Genomic DNA, 15,764 nt, shown 5'->3' with positions numbered 1-15,764 from the left:
AGGGCATTGCATACCAAGGCGAAATATAAACCTATTTCACGGCGAACTACCAGTCAAAACCGAGAAACGGGGTGACCCCGGGTCCATCGCGGGACCCCCGTGAACCGGTGGGAGTCCCCGCAGTCGCCGCGGCCGCTCGACTCTCACTCCCAGCGGAACCCAGTTGGGTCGGCCGGCGTCGCGAGCGGGCTCGTCGGCAGGTCGTCCGCGACCGCGGGGTCGTTGTAGACGCCGGGTGCGACGTCGTTGGGTCCGTCGGGGTAGAACAGCGCGGCCAGTGTCTGGATCTGGCCGCGACCGACGCCGAGTTCGAACTGGCCGCCGCCGTACAGGGAGACGTCCCGATCCCGGCAGTATTCGATCGTCTCGAGCAACGACTCGAGCGAGCCGAACCGCGAGGGTTTGACGTTTAGCCACTCGGGCTCCCACGGCAGGTTCCGGACGTCCTCGAGGCCGTGGATCGGCGCGTCCCAGGAGACCCGCTCGCGGACGCCGGGGTCTTCGAACAGCGGTTCCGTCTCCCCGGTCAGCGCCGGGTCCTCGACGACGGCGTTCGGGAACGCCTCGAGGACGAGTTCGTACAGATCGGGGTCGGCCGGTACGTCGACGTCGGTCCCCTCGTACTGTCCCTTCAGATCGAGGATACGGACGTTCTCGGCCCCGACGGCGTCGTCGATCGCCGCGACGAGGTCTCGATCCCACTCCGGCGTCGGGTCGAGTTTGAACTGGAGGTCCGGTACCCGCTCGCGCAACCGCTCGAGCCGGTCGGTCGTCGGCGGGTCGCCGAGCCTGGTGCTCGCGACGAACGACACCGGCTCGAGCGATCGGTCCAGCACGGTCGCGACGTCGGTTCCGGCCTGCCGACAGGCCAGGTCCAGGGCCGCGCTCTCGACGGCCCACCGCCGGTAGTTCCGGAACACCTCGCGGTCGGGCGCCTTCCCGGGAAAGAGATCGAGGTCGGCGACGGTTTCGGAAAAGGACGCGAGAGTGTACTCCCCGCACAGTTCGCTCTCCGGGAGTCCGGTCTCGGCGAGTCGGTCGTGATCCGCCGTCTCGTAGGTAACGTCCTCGCCGATTCCCGTCGCCTGCACCCCGTCAGACGGTCCTTCGAGATGTACTTCCGTCGTTGCCCGCGTGAAGTCACTCGAGGTGTCGCGCTCGAGTCGCTCCGTCGAGACGGCGTCGATCTCGACCGGGAGTTCCGCGAGTCGATCGTCGGTCATAGGTGAACGTCTATTGCCAGTGATAAGAGGGTTCTCACGGGCCGGACTTCAGTGGGGACCACGGTCGGGCTCCGGGAATCACTCCTCACGGCGTCGCTGCCGGAGGTTCTGGCGCGTGAACTGCGGACGGGCGGCGAGCGCGCGCTGGGTCCGGAACGACCGGTAGAGCTGGATCAACACGACGGCCGAGAACGCGGCCGCCACGATCGAGCCCTCCGGGGCCTCGAGGGCGTACAGCACGCCGGTCGAGAACAGCCCCATGGTGAGCAACATCCCGTAGATGAGCCGTTTCGCCAGGTTCTCGAAGACGTTTTTCGAGTCCTCGACGCCGATTCGGACGTAGAGGTCGTCCCGATCGAGTCGGTCGAGCGCGCGTTCGGTCTTCGGGGCGATCCGGGTCAGCGATTCGGCCGACCGCCGGACCTGCTGGCCGGACTCCGAGAGGTACTGCCGGATCGACTCCTCGCGGTACCCCTGCTCGACCAGGTAGTCGGTCGCCGTCGAGATGAAGTCGAACTCGGGATCGAGCGTCACGCAGACGCCCTCGACGACCGTCGCGACCCGCAACACGAGCGCGAGGTTCTTCGGCAGTCGCAGGGGGAACTCGTAGATCGAGTCCTCAACCTGCCCGATGATCTGCTGGACGCGGTACTGCTCGATGTCCTCGCCGCGGGCGTCCTGAATCGCCAGTTCCATCACTTCGGCCATCACCGCCCGGTCGGCCTCCGGCGAGAGCGTCCCGATCTCGATGAGGGCGTCGAGGATGGCGTCGATGTCCTGGTTCGCGACCGCGATGTAGAACTCGACGATCTTGTCCTGGACGAACTCGTCGACCCGGCCCGACATCCCGAAGTCGTAGAAGACGATCTGCCCCTCGTCGGTCACGGCCAGGTTCCCGGGGTGGGGATCGGCGTGGAAGACGCCATCGTCGATGATCATCCGCATGTAGGCCCACTGGAGGTCCTCCGCGATTCGGCTGCGGTCGATCCCTTTGCGGTCGAGTTCCTCGACGTCGTTGATCTTGGTGCCCCCGACGTACTCCATCGTGAGCACGCGCGGCCCGGAATGGCCCTCGACCACGTCCGGAATGACGTAGCGGTCGTCGGTCCCGATGCTGGCCTGGATCTCCCGGAGCATCTCCGCCTCGCGCTCGTAGTCCATCTCCTCACGGATCGTCTTCGAGAACTCGTCCGCGAGGTTCTCGAGCGAGAACGAACGGGCGTCGTCGACGAAGTACAGCAGGACCGGCAGCGACCAGTGGATCACCCGCAGGTCCGCCTGCACCAGTTCCTCGACGCCGGGACGGCGGATCTTGACGGCGACGTCACGGGTTCCGTCATCGTCGTCGATCCGGGCCCGGTAGACCTGTCCGAGACTCGCGCCGCTGATCGGGTCCGTATCGAAGGCGGCGAACCGTTCGTCGACCGGCCCGATTTCGGCCTCGAGGACGCGTTTCGCACCGTCCCAGCCGGCCGGCGGGACGTCGTCCTGCAGCGACGAGAGGACGTCGATGTACTCGGGCGGCAGGACGTCGGGCCGGGTCGACAGGAGCTGGCCGAGTTTGATGAACGTCGGCCCGAGCGTGAGCAGGGACTCGAGCAACACCTCCGCCCGGTGACGATGCGTCTCGGAACTGACCCGCCTGGGCCGTCCGAACAGGAGGAACCGACGACGGTCGCGGGCGTAGGCGAGCAACAGGGGCAGGAACTGCCAGGCGACGAGGACGAAGCGTTTGTACGCTCGGAGGGAGGCCAGTCTCGGTCACCTCGGTTCGGCGTCGTCGGTCGTCTCGTCGGAGTTGTCCGTCTCCGTCCCCCCGTCGGCGTCCATATCCGCGTCCTGCGTCGCGCCTCCGTTCCCCTCGTCGCCCCCCTCGTCACGGGCACCTGTCGCCGACGAATCGACGTCGGCATCGTCGACCACTTCGATCTTCGTCTCTCCGCCGCCGCGTTTCGGCAGCGTCAACTCGAGGACGCCCCGCTCGACTGCCGTCTCCGCGTTCCCCGGAATCGCGTCCTTGGGGATCGGAAGGGTGACGTCGAAAAACAGCGACCGGTTCTCCTCGATGTACTGGTACTCGTCGGGGACGTCCCGGTCTTTCACGCGCCTGGCGTCGATCGACAGGGTCCCATCCTCGATGGTGAGGTCGATCGATTCGGCGGTCACTCCCGGCACGTCCACGACGAGCAGATAGGCGTCGTCGCTCTCGAGCAGATCGAAGAAAACGTCCTCGGAGAGGTCCCGCAACGCGTCGCGGAGCGCTGACATAGCTACTGGTTCGAACGCCGATACGAAAAAGGCCGCGGTAGCGGTCGATTCGTCCCCTCGCCGGGCGGATGCCCCGACGCTTTTTCCCTTCGGACGACCCGAGTGAGAGTATGAAAGGTGCCGATAGCGAACGAACCGACGCCGGGTTCAAGGTACGGACGCCGGTCGACGAGGCCCGGCGAGAACTCCGGGAGACGCTCGAGGAACGCCTGGACGCGGACGAATCCCCGCCGACGGGCTTCGAGACGGTCGACGTGGCGAGTGCGGACGGACGCGTGCTCACCGCACCCGTCGAGTCGACCCGGAACGTTCCTCACTACCGGCGGGCGGCGATGGACGGCTACGCCGTCCGGGCGGAGGACACCTTCGGGGCGAGCGACCGATCGCCGGAACGACTCCGGGTTACCGGCAGCGCCGAGGACGACGTCGACGTCCCGCCCGGCGCGGCCGCGCGGGTCCACACGGGCAGCGCGCTCCCGGAGGGAACGAACGCCGTCGTGATGATCGAACGGGTCGAGGAACTCGGGGACGGCGACGGCGACGCCGTCGAGGTCGAGGACGCCGTCGCCGAGGGCGAGAACGTCGCCCCGATCGGCGAGGACGTCGCGGAGGGTCAGCAGCTCTACGACGCCGGCCACCGGCTCCGGCCGTCGGACCTGGGGCTGTTGCGCTCCGCCGGCTACGGACGGGTCGACGTCGCGAAGCGTCCGACGGTCGGCGTAATCCCGACCGGCGAAGAACTGGTCGACGCCGATCCGGAGCCGGGCGAAGTGGTCGAGACCAACGGGCTCACCGTCTCACGGCTGGCCGAGCGATGGGGCGCGCGGGCGACCTACCGCGACGTCGTCACCGACGACCCCGAGTCGCTCCGGGTCGCCATCCAGCGCGATTTGACGAAAGACGTCGTCGTCACCACCGGCGGCTCCTCGGTCGGCGAGCGCGACCTCCTCCCCGAGGTGATCGACGACCTCGGCGAGGTGCTCGTCCACGGCGTCGGCCTCAAACCCGGCCACCCGGTCTGTCTCGGGATCGTCGAGGAGACGCCGGTGCTCGCCCTGCCCGGCTACCCCGTCGCCTGTATCGTCAACGCGGTCCAGTTCCTCCGGCCGACGCTGCGCTGGCTCGAGGGAACGACTCCGGACCCCCATCCGACGACGCCGGCGGTCCTCGATCGCAAGATCCCGAGCGAGCCCGGAACGCGAACGTTCGCGCGGGTGCGACTCGAGGAGCGAGACGGCGAAGAAGGGCCCGATTACCGTGCGATCCCGACCAGAGCGAGCGGTTCGGGTGTGCTCTCGAGCGTCGCCCTGGCCGACGGCTGGGTGGTCGTCGACGACGACCGTGAGGGGATTCCCGAAGGAGAGACGGTCGCGGTACAGGACTGGGAGGTCAATCCCTGATACGGACTACTGTAAGTCGTTGCCGGCGCAACCGCGACCGTCCTGCGGTTGCACCGGTAAACAGTTGCAGCAATCCGTATGAGTCGGGATCGGACTGGCGTTAGCCTTCCAGATCGCGTTCACGCTCCCGTTCTGGGCCCCGCTCCCGCTCCCCCTCCCCGCTCCGGTCGCGCGTCCCCTTCCGTCGCTCCCGCTCGCCGTCCCCCTCTCCTCGACGGTCGGGGAACACCGTCTCGAGCGCTTCCTCGACTCCGACGAGGCGCTCGAGGCGCCGTTCGAACTCCGCATCGTCGATCTCGCCCTCGGCGTATCGGCGTTTGAGTTCGGCGATCGCGTCGTCCTCGTCCGTCCCGTGGTCGGTGTTCCGGGATCGCGTCTCCCGTTGTCGGCCCCCACTGCGGTCCGCGTCGAACAGCAGGGCGGCGATCTCGTCGCCCCAGAACAGGAAAACCGGTGTCAGGAGGAACCAGCCCACGACCGCGACGAATCCCGTAACCGAATCGAGGCCGAGCATTCCCAGCAGCGAGATCGCCGCGAACGTGACGATCCCGATCAGGAGCCAGAGGTCGTCGGCCACGAACTCCCGAAGATCGGTGGCCATACGGACTCTTCGGACGGCGGGTACAAAGTGTCATCGGACGGTCGAGTCTCCCCGCCGGCGAACCGCCCTCGCGTAGCGATACAGGGTCGCGGCCGTCAGCGCGTTCGTCGAGAGACTCGAGAGCAACAGGAAGCGGTTGCGCCGCTCGGTCCACTCGATACGTTCACGCTGTGTGTTCGCTCGCAGGACGACGAGTTGCGAGAGCGCCGTCCCCGTCCAGCCGACGAGCGCGAGGACCACGAGGGTCCGACGGAGTCGAGCCATGTCGGTGCTACGGCGCGGACGACCGTGACTGTTTCCGCCGACTCGGTATCTCGAGGTCTCGAGGATTAGCGATCTCGATGACTCGAGGTCTCGATGACTCGGGGTCTCGAAGGCGACGACGTCGGTCACCGCAGCGCGAGCCGGACAGCGTCCGCCAGTTCCCGCACGCGGGTGACGTGTTCGAACGACCCCTCGCGGACGCCGTTGGTCACGTAGGCGAAGGCGACGTTCGTCTCGGGGTCGGCCCAGCCGACGCTCGAGCCCAGCCCCGCGTGGCCGAACACCCGCGGGGGCGTCAGCGAGCCGAACGGGTCGGCCGGCGTATCGCCCTTCCAGACCCCCAGCGCGAACCGGGACGGCCGCGAGAGGGTCCCGTCCTCGTCCGTCTCGGCCTCGAGGGTCGTCAGCGCGTCGACGGTCTCCGCCGAGAGGATACGGGTCCCCTCGAGTTCGCCGCCGTTCGCGAGGCAGGCGTAGAACCGGGCCATGTCGCGTGCGGTGCCGATCCCGTTCGCGGCCGGGACGACCGACCGGTGCACGGATTCCTCGTTGAACGGCTCCGCGACCAGTCGGTGGTCGCCCAGCCCCTCGCCGGGGTCGCGATAGCGGTCGAAGGCCTCGAACCCGACCAGCGTTGCGACGTCGTCGGGTTCGTCCTCGCGGAGCCCGATCCCCGTCTCGGTCATCCCGAGCGGCTCGAACACTCGCTTCGCAGCGGCCTCCTCGATAGGCTCGCCCGAGACCCGGCGGACGAGTTCGCCGACCAGCCAGCCGAACGTCAGCGAGTGGTACGCCGCCCGCTCGCCCGGCGGGAACGTCGGCTCCATGTCCTCGATCGCCTCGATACAGTCCTCCCAGTCGGGCCACCGGTCCGGGCGGGCGTCGAGGGGACTCCGCGGGAGGCCGGCGGTGTGGCTGAGCACCTGTCGAACGGTGATCTCGGCTTTCTCCGTCCCCTCGTCGGCGAACGCCGGCCAGTGGTCGACCACGCGGTCGTCGTAGGCCAGTTTCCCCTCGTCGACAAGCGTGTGCAGCGTGACGGCGGTGTACGGTTTCGTACAGGAAAAGAGGACGTGGCGCTGGCTCGAGGTGGTCGGCTCCGGATCCCCGTCGGCGTCGCCATCGCCGTCGGACGGCCCCGTCACCCCGCCGGCGAGGTCGATCGCGAGTTCCCCGTCCACGAACACCGCGAGTTGTGCCCCGTGGTGGAGTCCGACCTCGAGGTGGCGATCGAACCGCGCCGCGATCCGTTCCCGATCGGTCTCGGAGAGGCGAGACATACGACAATCGACTGGCGTTCGGTTGGTAAGCGTTCCCGTTTCCGTCGCGGTCTCGGCGCGGTTCCGCTCGAGGGTTACGCCCGTTCGGATTCGTCGCCCCCGGCATCGATCCGCGTCGCCCGCGCGGCCGTCGCCTTGAACGAGGCGACCACCTCCCGGCCGGGCTCGAGCGCGAGCCTGTCCGTGCTGGCCCGGGTGATCAGGGCCTGGAGTTCCACGGGGTCAGAGTCGGGGTCGGGGTCGGGGTCGGGGTCGGGATCGTCGCTGGCGTCGTCCCCCTCGAGTGCGAGCGCGAGCGTCACTCGGACGATCGCGTCCCCGGACTCGATCCGCTCGACGGTTCCGCGAAACCGGTTCCGGAGACTGGTCCGATCGGGGTCCGGCGCTTCCGAGGGGTCGGTGAGGACGACCGCATCGGAGCGGATCCCGACCTGAACCCGTTCGGCCCCCTCGGGGACGAGGGCCATCACCGGGCCGACTGACGTGTCGACCGTGGCGAGTTCACCCGTCCGGTCCCCGACGGTGCCGGTGACGACCGATTCCGTGGCCCGCGCGACGCCGTCCAGTTCCGCGTCGTGGCGTTCGAACCGCCGGCGGAGCTCCCGCCCGGTGTCGGTCAACACCGTTCCGCCGCCGCCGCTCCCGCCGCGTTTGCGCTCGGTGATCGTCCCGACGGCGTCCTCGATCTCGACGACGCGGTTCTGGAGGCGGGCGTAGGAGCGCCCGAGGGCGTCCGCCGCGGCGTGCATCGAGCCGTGTTCGTCGATCGCCTCGAGCATCTCGATGTCCCGCCGGTCGACGGTTACGCCGTCGACCGAGAGCTTCGGACTGTAGGTTTTCTCGACTCTCACGCGTGTCCTCTCCGGGCGGATCGTCACGCCCGTCGCTTTCCTCAGTATATCAGTTCTCCATCGATAAACTTCCGGGTCCGTTCGTCCTCGGGATCGTCGAACACGCGGTCGGCGTCGCCGACCTCGATGACGCCGTTACCGAGCAAAACGGCTACCCGGTCGGCGACACGTTCGGCCTGGTGCATGTCGTGGGTCGCGACCGCCACGCCGATGCCCCGGTCGCGAGCCTCGAGGACGGCGTCCTCGATGACGGCCGTGTTCCGGGGATCGAGGTCGGACGTGGGTTCGTCGAGCAGGAGGACGTCGGGGTCGTACGCGAGCGCCCGGGCGAACGCGACCCGCTGGGCCTCGCCGCCAGACAGCGAGCCGACGTTCCGATCGGCCTCTTCCCGGAGCCCGACCGTCTCGAGGGCGTCCATCGCTTTCGCCGATCGACTCGCGGTCCCGATCCCGACGAGTCGCCCGACAGCGCCGCGGATCCGATCGCGCCAGGAGCGCCGGACTCGCAGCCCGTACGCCGCGTTGCGACGAACGCTCGCGTCGAAGAGGCTCGGCTCCTGGAACACCATCCCGATCCGCCGGCGGTAGGCGAGTCGTCGTCGCTTGGACGCGGCCCAGACGTCGTCGCCGTCGTAGGCGACCGTGCCGCCATCGGGGGCGTCGAACAGCGCCAGCAGCCGCAGGAGCGTCGACTTCCCGACGCCCGAGGGACCGATGATCGCGAGTACCTCGCCCCGGCCGACCGACAGTGAGACGTCCTCGAAGACCGTCTCGTCGCCGTAGCCGTGGTGGACGTCGACGGCCTCGAGCACCGGCGTCGTCGATCCCTGGTCCGGCGTCCACTCGAGGGTCGTCCCGGCGTGTCCGTCGATCATCGGTACCGTCCTCCGTCGTTTCCGTTTCCGTTCCCGTTCCCGCTCCCGTAGCGGAGCACGATAGCGTTGACGAGCAACACCAGGGCGAGCAGGACCGCACCCAGGAACAGCGCCGTCTCGAACCGCCCCTGGCGCGCCTCGAGCTGGATCGCAGTCGTGAGCGTCCGCGTCTTCGAGTGGCCCTCGGGACCGACGATGTTGCCGCCCACGATGAGGACGGAGCCGACCTCGCTGATCGCGCGGCCGAACCCCGCGAGCACGGCCGTCGCGATACCGTAGCGCGCCTCCTTGATCGTCACGAGCGCCACGTCGACCCTGGTTCCGCCCATCGCGAACGCAGCGTCCCGGACGTTCTCCTCGACGGCGTCGACCGCGGCGAGGCTGACGCCGGTGATGACCGGCGTCGCGAGCACGAACTGGGACATGATCATCGCCTCGCGGGTGAACACGAGGTTCAGTTCCCCGAGTGGCCCCTGGTTGGAGACCGCAAACAGCACGAGGAGGCCGACGACGACGCTCGGGAACCCCATGCTGGTGTTGATCAACGAAGTGAGTACCCCCTTGCCCGGGAACTCCTTGACGCCGACCAGCAACGCGACGGGGAGGCTACACAGCGTGCTCAGCGCGACCGCGACGAGGCTCACGTACAGCGAGACCTCAATGATACTGCGGACGTAGATCCACTCGAAAGGGGCGTCGGCGATCGGGAGGAGCGCGGGCTCGAGCGGCATATCCGGTTACTCGTTGGCCGACTCGTTCCAGTCCCATTCTTCCGGAACGTACTGTCGGAAATTCGGGTTCTCCGACAGGGCTTCCGGGAAGAACAGCTGTTCGCCGTTGGACGTGTAGCTCTCGATGATCGCCTGGCCCTCGGGGCTCGTCACGTAGCCGATGTATGCCATCGCGAGGTCGTAGTTGACGTGGTCGTGGACCGCCGGGTTGACCGCGACGATCCCGTAGGGGTTCATCAGGAGTGCCGGCCCGCCCTCGATCGGTCCCTCGAGGAGGATCTCGAGGCCGAGTTCGTCCCGCATCGAGAGGTAGGTCCCCCGGTCGGCGAGCGTGTACGCGCCCTGCTGGTCGGCCTGGACCAGGACTTCGCCCATCCCCTGGCCGGCTTCCGTGTACCACTCGCCGAAGTCCTCGGGGCCCAGTCCCGCTGCGTCCCAGATCGCGAGTTCTTTCGTGTGCGTCCCGGAGTTGTCGCCGCGGGAGACGAACGCCGCCTCCGACTCCGCAATAGCGCTGACTGCGGTGGTCGCCTCGTCGCTGCCGTCGATCCCGGCGGGGTCGTCCGGACTCCCCACGAGGACGAAGTCGTTGAACATGAGGTCGCGCCGGTTGACCCCGTAGCCGTTCTCCATGAACTCGTCCTCGAGCGAACGGGCGTGAACCATCACGACGTCCGAATCGCCGTTCCGTGCGGTCTCGAGGGCGGCTCCAGTCCCCTGTGCGACGGCGTCGACGGTGACGCCGTACCGGTCCTGGAAGGGCGCGTTGAGTTCGTCGAGAAGTCCGGTGTCGTAGGTGCTCGTCGTCGTGGTCAGCGTCAGCGTCTCGCCTTCGATTTCCGGACCCGCTTCCTCGTCGTCGTCACTGCTGAGTGCCGTACACCCGGCGAGCGCGGCGGTCGCCCCACCCCCGATGGCGGCGAGGAACCCGCGGCGTTGTATCGTCATAGATACTACGACGAACGGTGGAGAGAAATAGCTTTGGATAGCACGTAACCGGATCACGTTTCTCGATCCGGACAGTTGGACGTTCAACAGCCGAGGGTAACCGAAACGAGTTATTAGCGGTGCGGGAAAGAGCAGCCGATCGTGGGTCGAACCGCCGTCAATCCGTCGGATCGAGCAGTTTCGACTCCGCCTTGCGGAGGTGCTCGAGCAGTGTCGTCTTCGAGATGTCCGCCTCGTCGGCGAGTTCACGCGTCGTCACCTCGCGCGGCCACGAGTAGTACCCCTGTTCGCAGGCGAGATCGAAGATCTCGCGCTGGCGCTGCGAGAGCGAGTCGGTCCGATGGGAGACGTTGATCGCGCTCCTGTTGTCGGAGTGAACCCGACGGACGGTGATCTCCGCGTCGTACTCGTCCCGGAGGGCGTCGAGGCGGTCGGCCAGCAACTCTCGGTCGTCCGTTTCGAAGAACAGCGGCCAGTACTCCCGTCCGCCCTGGATCCGGACGGGCGCCTCCTGATAGAACCCGCCCGCGAGGAGGGCGTCGCTGATGGTGTTGCGCGAGTCGTACTCGACGAACAGTTCGGTAGTCGGCTTGCCTCGCACTGGCCCGCGGCGGTCACCCCCGTGCCGGCGCTCCATCACCGAGACGGAGTCGGTGAGGGCGGAGGCCCGCGTGGCCGCCACGAGGTCGTCGATCGACGCCTCGGTCTCCCCGTAGGCGGTGAAGTGCCCTTTGACCACGTGTCCATTCTCGTTGTACACCGTGTGTGCGATCAGGCTGGCATCGGTCGCTTCGGTTACCTCGAGCGTCCAGCAGTCGGGATGCCAGACCTCGAGGGTAAACCTGATCCCCGAACCCCGGCCGTGGTCGTCGTCCGATTCTGGGGGCGCATTCTGGGTCATCGTCGTCCCATAATTGAAGGGGCGTGACGGGCTTAAGCATATGGTATATAGTCACACCCCAGGCACTCGCCCATGTGAGGGACGTGGTATATGTGTACTGGGAGCAAGGCCCCGGATAGACGGATGAACGACGAGCCACGATTCGGACGGAATCGCCGCCAGACGGCCACAGAAATCGAGAAGTACGGACCGACTGCCAAGCGAACGGAGGAGCGCCCATGAGCGACGAAGACGCCGCCACGCTGCCGGACAGCACGGACGTTGCCGTCGTCGGCGGTGGGGTCATGGGGACGAGCATCGCGTACTTCCTCGCCCGGGAGTCGGACCGATCGGTGACACTCCTGGAGCGGGACGGGCTCGCGGCGGGCTCGACGGGTGACTCCTCGGCGATTCTCAGACACCACTACGGCGACGAGGAGATTTACACTGACATGGCGTGGTGGAGCCACGAGTTCTTCCGCTCGTTCGACGACGAGGTCGGCGCGCGAATCGCCTACGAAGGGAGCCCGCTCGTCAGGTTCGCCGACGAGGGAACGCCCGGCGGCGAGTACGCCCGCGACGGGTACGAGGCGCTCTCGAACCGGGACATCCCCGTGTCGGTCCACCGGGGCGAGGCCATCGTCGAGGAGTACCCGATGTACCGTGGGGCAAGCGAGTTCGACATTGCCGTCAGCGACGACTCGGCCGCTTACTCCGACGGGTCGGACGTCGCCCTCGGATTCGCCCGCGGGGCGAGCGAGCACGGTGTCGACGTCGTCACCGGGGTCGCAGTCACCGAGTTCCGAACCGAAGACGGCGAGGTCACCGGTCTCCGAACGGAAGCGGGGACCGTCGACTGCGACGACGTCGTGGTCGCGGCCGGCCCGTGGACGCCGCGACTCGCCGAGACCGTCGGCGTCGACGTTCCGATCAGGCCCGTTCGCGAACAGATCGTGTTGCTCGATCCGCCGACCGACTACGCGGAGACGTACCCCTCGCTAACCCCGACGACCAGCCTCCCCGACGGCGAGTGGTACATCCGCCCAGACTTCGGCGACGGCGTGCTGGTCGCGACCCATCGATACGCGGAGGAAGTCGACCCGGACGACTACGACGACGAGCCCGACGAGGAGACGATGCTCGAGCTCGTCGAGAACCTCGAGGAGGTGATCCCGGAACTCGCCGACGCCGGGATCAAGGGGACCTACTGCGGCGTCTACTCGACGACGCCGGACCACGACTTCGTAATCGACGAGGCTGGACCCGAGGGCTGTTACTGGGCTTGCGGGTTCTCCGGCCACGGATTCAAGCACGCGCCAGCGGTGGGCTCGCTCGTCTCGGGGCTCGTCCGCGGGGAGGAGCCGACCCTCGGCGACGTCGAAATAGATCTCGAGTACTTCTCGCTCGACCGGTTTGCGGACGATCCGGCGGGGAACGGGCTGCCGGACGACTACATCTGACCGGGGCTACGCGTCCGACAGCGTGAACCCGTTCAGTTCGTCCCGGCCGTCGGCGAGGAACGTGTGCCGCCCGGTGATGTAGGCCGACCCGGTCACCTCGGGGGTCGTCACCGCCACGCCGTCCCGGTGCTCGACCTCGAGCAGGCGGCCGGTAAACTCGCTCCCGATCACGCTCTCGTAGCGGTACCGCTCGCCGACCTCGAGGTCGCCCCGCGCGTGCAACAGCGTCATCTTCGCACAGGTTCCGGTCCCGCAGGGCGAGCGATCGACCTGGCCGTCGCCGAAGACGACCACGTTCCGGTCGGCGGTCTCCCCGGACTCGTAGAACTCGACGATCGACACGCGCCGCCGCGTTCCCGCGAGCGGGTCGACGATCTCGCCGTTCTCGTTCAGCCGCCGCCGGATCTCGAGCCCGAGGTCGACGAACGTATCGGCATCCTCGGGCGATACCTCGAGGTCGAGATCGAGGTCCGCGACGTCGACGAGTGCGAAGGCGTTACCGGCGGAGACGACGTCGACGGAGAGCGACCGGGGCTCGTCCGCGTCACCCGTCGTCACCGTGTGTTCGCACTGGTCCGCGACGTACGACCGAACGTTCCTGACAGTGACGTCCTCGACGCGCCCGTCCGTCACCGTCGGCGACGTCGCGACGAGTCCGGCCGGGGTTTCGACGACGATGCGGTCGGCGGGCTCGAGCCGTCCGGTCTCGATCAGCGCCGTGACGGCACCCATCGTCCCGTGGCCGCACATGTCCAGGTACCCCTGCCCGTCCATGAAAAAGAGGCCGAGGTCGGCCTCCGGTGCGTCAGGGAGGGTCGGCACCGCGCCGAACATGTCGGCGTGACCGCGCGGTTCGCACATCAGCAGTTCGCGCAACCAGTCGTAGTGGGTCGCGAACCGATCCCGTTGCTCGCCGACGTCGCCGCCCCGGATCCGTGTCCTGTCGATGCCGTCCGTGAGGATCCGGGTCGGTTCGCCGGCCGTGTGCGTGTCGATCGTCTCGACCGCGATGTCGCTTTGCATGGCTCGTCCGGGGAGTTACAGGCGTTCCAGCGACCGGATCTCCTCCTCGCTCCAGTCGTAGAACTGCCTGTCGGTCTCCTCGAGGGCATCGACACACTCGTTGTACTGCTCGCGGGCCCGATCGACGAGCGGATCGTTCGGGTTCGACCGGATCCACTCGCGGAGTTGTTCGAGCGCCCGCGGCGAGTAGGTGTCCATCCGGTCCTGGTGCTCGAGGATCTCGACTTTTCGGCTCTCCTGGCGCAGGGTTCTGACGAGCGCCCAGGAGGCGACCCCCCAGAACGCCAGCAGGGTGAACGCGAGCATGCCGACGACCTCTGCCGTCAGCGCCATCAGTCGTCACCCCCCGTGACGTCGGCGGGTTCGGACTGGCCGCCACCACCCCGCTCTCGCTGCTCGGTCACCGACATGACGACGTAGCCGATGATCGGCAGGGCGACGACAACCGCGACGCCGCCGTACATCTCGGCGGTGCCGAACGAGTCGTAGGCCGAGTAGCCCATGATGAACAGCATCACCGCGGGCACGACGAACTTGATAACTGGGTTCCACCAGCGACCCACGAAGATCCCGGCGTTGCGGTTCACCGCCAGGAGTCGTAGCCGTTCCGGCCCCATCACCCAGCCGATGACGCCGATGATCGCGAGCGTCGCCAGCGGCAGTCCCCAGTTGCCGAAGACGAAGTCGAGGTAGTCGAGGGTGTCGACGGAGTAGGCGCTCGGCAGCCCGATCAACCAGATCGTACCACAGAGCCCGAGAACGGTCTGGTTCCGGGAGAGTCTGGTTTCCTCGGCCAGCGTCGTGACGCCCACCTCGGTGATGATTACCCCCGACGTGAAGGTGGCGAGGAAGAACCCGACGAAAAAGAGGATTGCGACGATCCCGCCGAGCGGAATCTCCGGGAAGACCTGCACCAGTGACACGAACGCGAGCCCCGCGCCCGCGTCCGGCTCGAGACCGACGGCGAAGACGACGGGGAAGATCGCCAGCGCGGCGAGGATGCCGATACTGGACTCGCCGATAGCGGTGAAGACGCCCCCGCCAAGCGGCACGTCGTCGTACTCCCGCAGGTAGCTCCCGACCGTCAGTGCGATCCCCCAGCCGAGGCCCGTCGAGAACAGCGCCTGGCCGAGCGCGGCGATCCACGTGTCGCTGTAGGTGAGGTACTCCCACTGGATGCCGAAGGTGAAGGCGATACCCTCCGCCGCGCCGTCGAGGGTCAGCCCGCGGATCGTCATGATGACCAGCGAGATCACCAGCGCCGGCACCGCGTAGACGACGAGTCGTTCGACGCCACGCCGGATGCCCAGCAGGAGGACGGCCGCGATCGACCCCATCACGACGGTGTGGAGGCCGATCATCAGCGCCGAGTTCGCGAAGAAGTCGTTCATGAACGTCGCGGGTTCGAAGCCCGACGCGGTGAACGAGAACAGCATCGAGTGAACCGCGTAGTACAGCGTCCACCCGATCAGCGGCGAGTAATACGACATCAACGCGACGTTGACCAGTAACACGACGACCCCGAACCCGACCAGCCCGCCGGGCCCGAGCACCTCTCGGAACGCACCGATGACGCCTTTCTGGGAGTACCGTCCGAGCGCCACTTCGGCCATCAGGCCAGGCACCGCGAGGACGAACAGGAGGGAGAGAAACGCCAGCACGAACGCGCCGCCGCCGTTCTCCCCCATCACGTACGGGAACCGCCAGATGTTTCCAGCGCCGACCATGGCGCCGATCATCGCCATCAGGAAGCCGAACCGAGTGCCCCACTCGGCTCGAGCGGTCTTTGCATCATTGGACGTCATGTGTGACCATACCGTACTGAACTAACAGAGGCTGATAGCTGGGGTGTCTCCCATGGTCGGGGCCGGGCCCGGCTCCGGCCCGGAAACGAACTTCGCGGCCAGAGAGCGAGCGGGAAGTGACGTCCCCTCGAGGGTGCCGACGGCGGCGTCGAACG

General features: G+C 67.6%; 16 protein-coding genes. 2 read left to right on the top strand and 14 right to left on the bottom strand.

The annotated features are described in order from the left end of the window. Positions 1-143: 143 nt before the first annotated feature. The 3 genes from CHINAEXTREME_RS08245 to CHINAEXTREME_RS08235 all read right to left on the bottom strand — a co-directional run bounded on the left by CHINAEXTREME_RS08245 (position 144) and on the right by CHINAEXTREME_RS08235 (position 3,491). The gene (locus CHINAEXTREME_RS08245) at positions 144-1,223 is read right to left on the bottom strand and encodes an enolase-like domain-containing protein (protein ID WP_007140024.1); all 1,080 of its coding nucleotides are present in this window, start codon (positions 1,221-1,223) and stop codon (positions 144-146) included. 78 nt (positions 1,224-1,301) lie between these two features. Then, entirely contained in the window at positions 1,302-2,918 is a 1,617-nt protein-coding gene (locus CHINAEXTREME_RS08240; protein WP_007140025.1) for an ABC1 kinase family protein, read from the bottom strand. A gap of 66 nt (positions 2,919-2,984) precedes the next feature. After that, positions 2,985-3,491: an Hsp20/alpha crystallin family protein gene (locus CHINAEXTREME_RS08235; protein WP_007140026.1), complete on the bottom strand. Its 507-nt coding sequence runs from the start codon at positions 3,489-3,491 to the stop codon at positions 2,985-2,987. Positions 3,492-3,601: 110 nt separating this feature from the next. Between CHINAEXTREME_RS08235 and CHINAEXTREME_RS08230 the strand changes: the two genes are divergently transcribed. Next, complete coding sequence (locus CHINAEXTREME_RS08230; protein ID WP_007140027.1) at positions 3,602-4,891, top strand: molybdopterin molybdotransferase MoeA; 1,290 nt, start codon at positions 3,602-3,604, stop codon at positions 4,889-4,891. Between the two features lie 100 nt (positions 4,892-4,991). On the opposite strand, the gene CHINAEXTREME_RS08225 is transcribed toward CHINAEXTREME_RS08230, so the two are convergent. The 8 genes from CHINAEXTREME_RS08225 to CHINAEXTREME_RS08190 form a co-directional block, all read right to left on the bottom strand. Continuing rightward, the gene (locus tag CHINAEXTREME_RS08225) at positions 4,992-5,492 is read right to left on the bottom strand and encodes an SHOCT domain-containing protein (protein ID WP_007140028.1); all 501 of its coding nucleotides are present in this window, start codon (positions 5,490-5,492) and stop codon (positions 4,992-4,994) included. 30 nt (positions 5,493-5,522) lie between these two features. Further along, the gene (locus CHINAEXTREME_RS22185; RefSeq protein WP_238593373.1) at positions 5,523-5,756 is read right to left on the bottom strand and encodes a hypothetical protein; all 234 of its coding nucleotides are present in this window, start codon (positions 5,754-5,756) and stop codon (positions 5,523-5,525) included. A gap of 125 nt (positions 5,757-5,881) precedes the next feature. Next, on the bottom strand, positions 5,882-7,036 hold the full coding sequence (locus CHINAEXTREME_RS08215) for an EstA family serine hydrolase (protein ID WP_007140030.1): 1,155 nt from the start codon (positions 7,034-7,036) through the stop codon (positions 5,882-5,884). Positions 7,037-7,110: 74 nt separating this feature from the next. Beyond that, the gene (locus CHINAEXTREME_RS08210; RefSeq protein WP_007140031.1) at positions 7,111-7,887 is read right to left on the bottom strand and encodes a TOBE domain-containing protein; all 777 of its coding nucleotides are present in this window, start codon (positions 7,885-7,887) and stop codon (positions 7,111-7,113) included. Positions 7,888-7,928: 41 nt separating this feature from the next. Beyond that, entirely contained in the window at positions 7,929-8,762 is an 834-nt protein-coding gene (locus tag CHINAEXTREME_RS08205; protein ID WP_007140032.1) for an amino acid ABC transporter ATP-binding protein, read from the bottom strand. Next, positions 8,759-9,493 (bottom strand): ABC transporter permease, encoded by a 735-nt coding sequence (locus CHINAEXTREME_RS08200; protein WP_007140033.1) that lies wholly within the window; start codon positions 9,491-9,493, stop codon positions 8,759-8,761. The genes CHINAEXTREME_RS08205 and CHINAEXTREME_RS08200 overlap by 4 nt, the downstream gene beginning before the upstream one ends. Before the next feature lie 6 nt (positions 9,494-9,499). Next, positions 9,500-10,441: a substrate-binding domain-containing protein gene (locus CHINAEXTREME_RS08195; RefSeq protein ID WP_007140034.1), complete on the bottom strand. Its 942-nt coding sequence runs from the start codon at positions 10,439-10,441 to the stop codon at positions 9,500-9,502. A gap of 157 nt (positions 10,442-10,598) precedes the next feature. Then, positions 10,599-11,342 (bottom strand): helix-turn-helix domain-containing protein, encoded by a 744-nt coding sequence (locus tag CHINAEXTREME_RS08190; RefSeq protein ID WP_007140035.1) that lies wholly within the window; start codon positions 11,340-11,342, stop codon positions 10,599-10,601. Positions 11,343-11,560: 218 nt separating this feature from the next. Here CHINAEXTREME_RS08190 and CHINAEXTREME_RS08185 point away from each other — a divergent pair, with 218 nt between their 5' ends. Continuing rightward, positions 11,561-12,781: an NAD(P)/FAD-dependent oxidoreductase gene (locus CHINAEXTREME_RS08185; RefSeq protein WP_007140036.1), complete on the top strand. Its 1,221-nt coding sequence runs from the start codon at positions 11,561-11,563 to the stop codon at positions 12,779-12,781. Between the two features lie 6 nt (positions 12,782-12,787). Here CHINAEXTREME_RS08185 and CHINAEXTREME_RS08180 read toward each other — a convergent pair whose 3' ends face one another. From CHINAEXTREME_RS08180 to CHINAEXTREME_RS08170, 3 genes are read right to left on the bottom strand one after another with little or no spacing between them, the layout of a single operon-like run. Further along, positions 12,788-13,804: a proline racemase family protein gene (locus tag CHINAEXTREME_RS08180; protein WP_007140037.1), complete on the bottom strand. Its 1,017-nt coding sequence runs from the start codon at positions 13,802-13,804 to the stop codon at positions 12,788-12,790. 15 nt (positions 13,805-13,819) lie between these two features. Next, a complete protein-coding gene (locus CHINAEXTREME_RS08175) occupies positions 13,820-14,137 on the bottom strand; it encodes a hypothetical protein (protein ID WP_007140038.1) in 318 nt (105 codons plus the stop codon). After that, a complete protein-coding gene (locus tag CHINAEXTREME_RS08170) occupies positions 14,137-15,609 on the bottom strand; it encodes a sodium-dependent transporter (protein WP_076738711.1) in 1,473 nt (490 codons plus the stop codon). Before CHINAEXTREME_RS08170 ends, CHINAEXTREME_RS08175 begins: the two co-directional genes overlap by 1 nt. Between the last annotated feature and the right edge of the window lie 155 nt (positions 15,610-15,764).

It is taken from the genome of Halobiforma lacisalsi AJ5 (assembly GCF_000226975.2).
Taxonomy (GTDB): Archaea; Halobacteriota; Halobacteria; order Halobacteriales; family Natrialbaceae; genus Natronobacterium; species Natronobacterium lacisalsi.
Note: the sequence above shows the minus strand (reverse complement) of the source record. Positions and strands in the feature narration are given on the sequence as shown.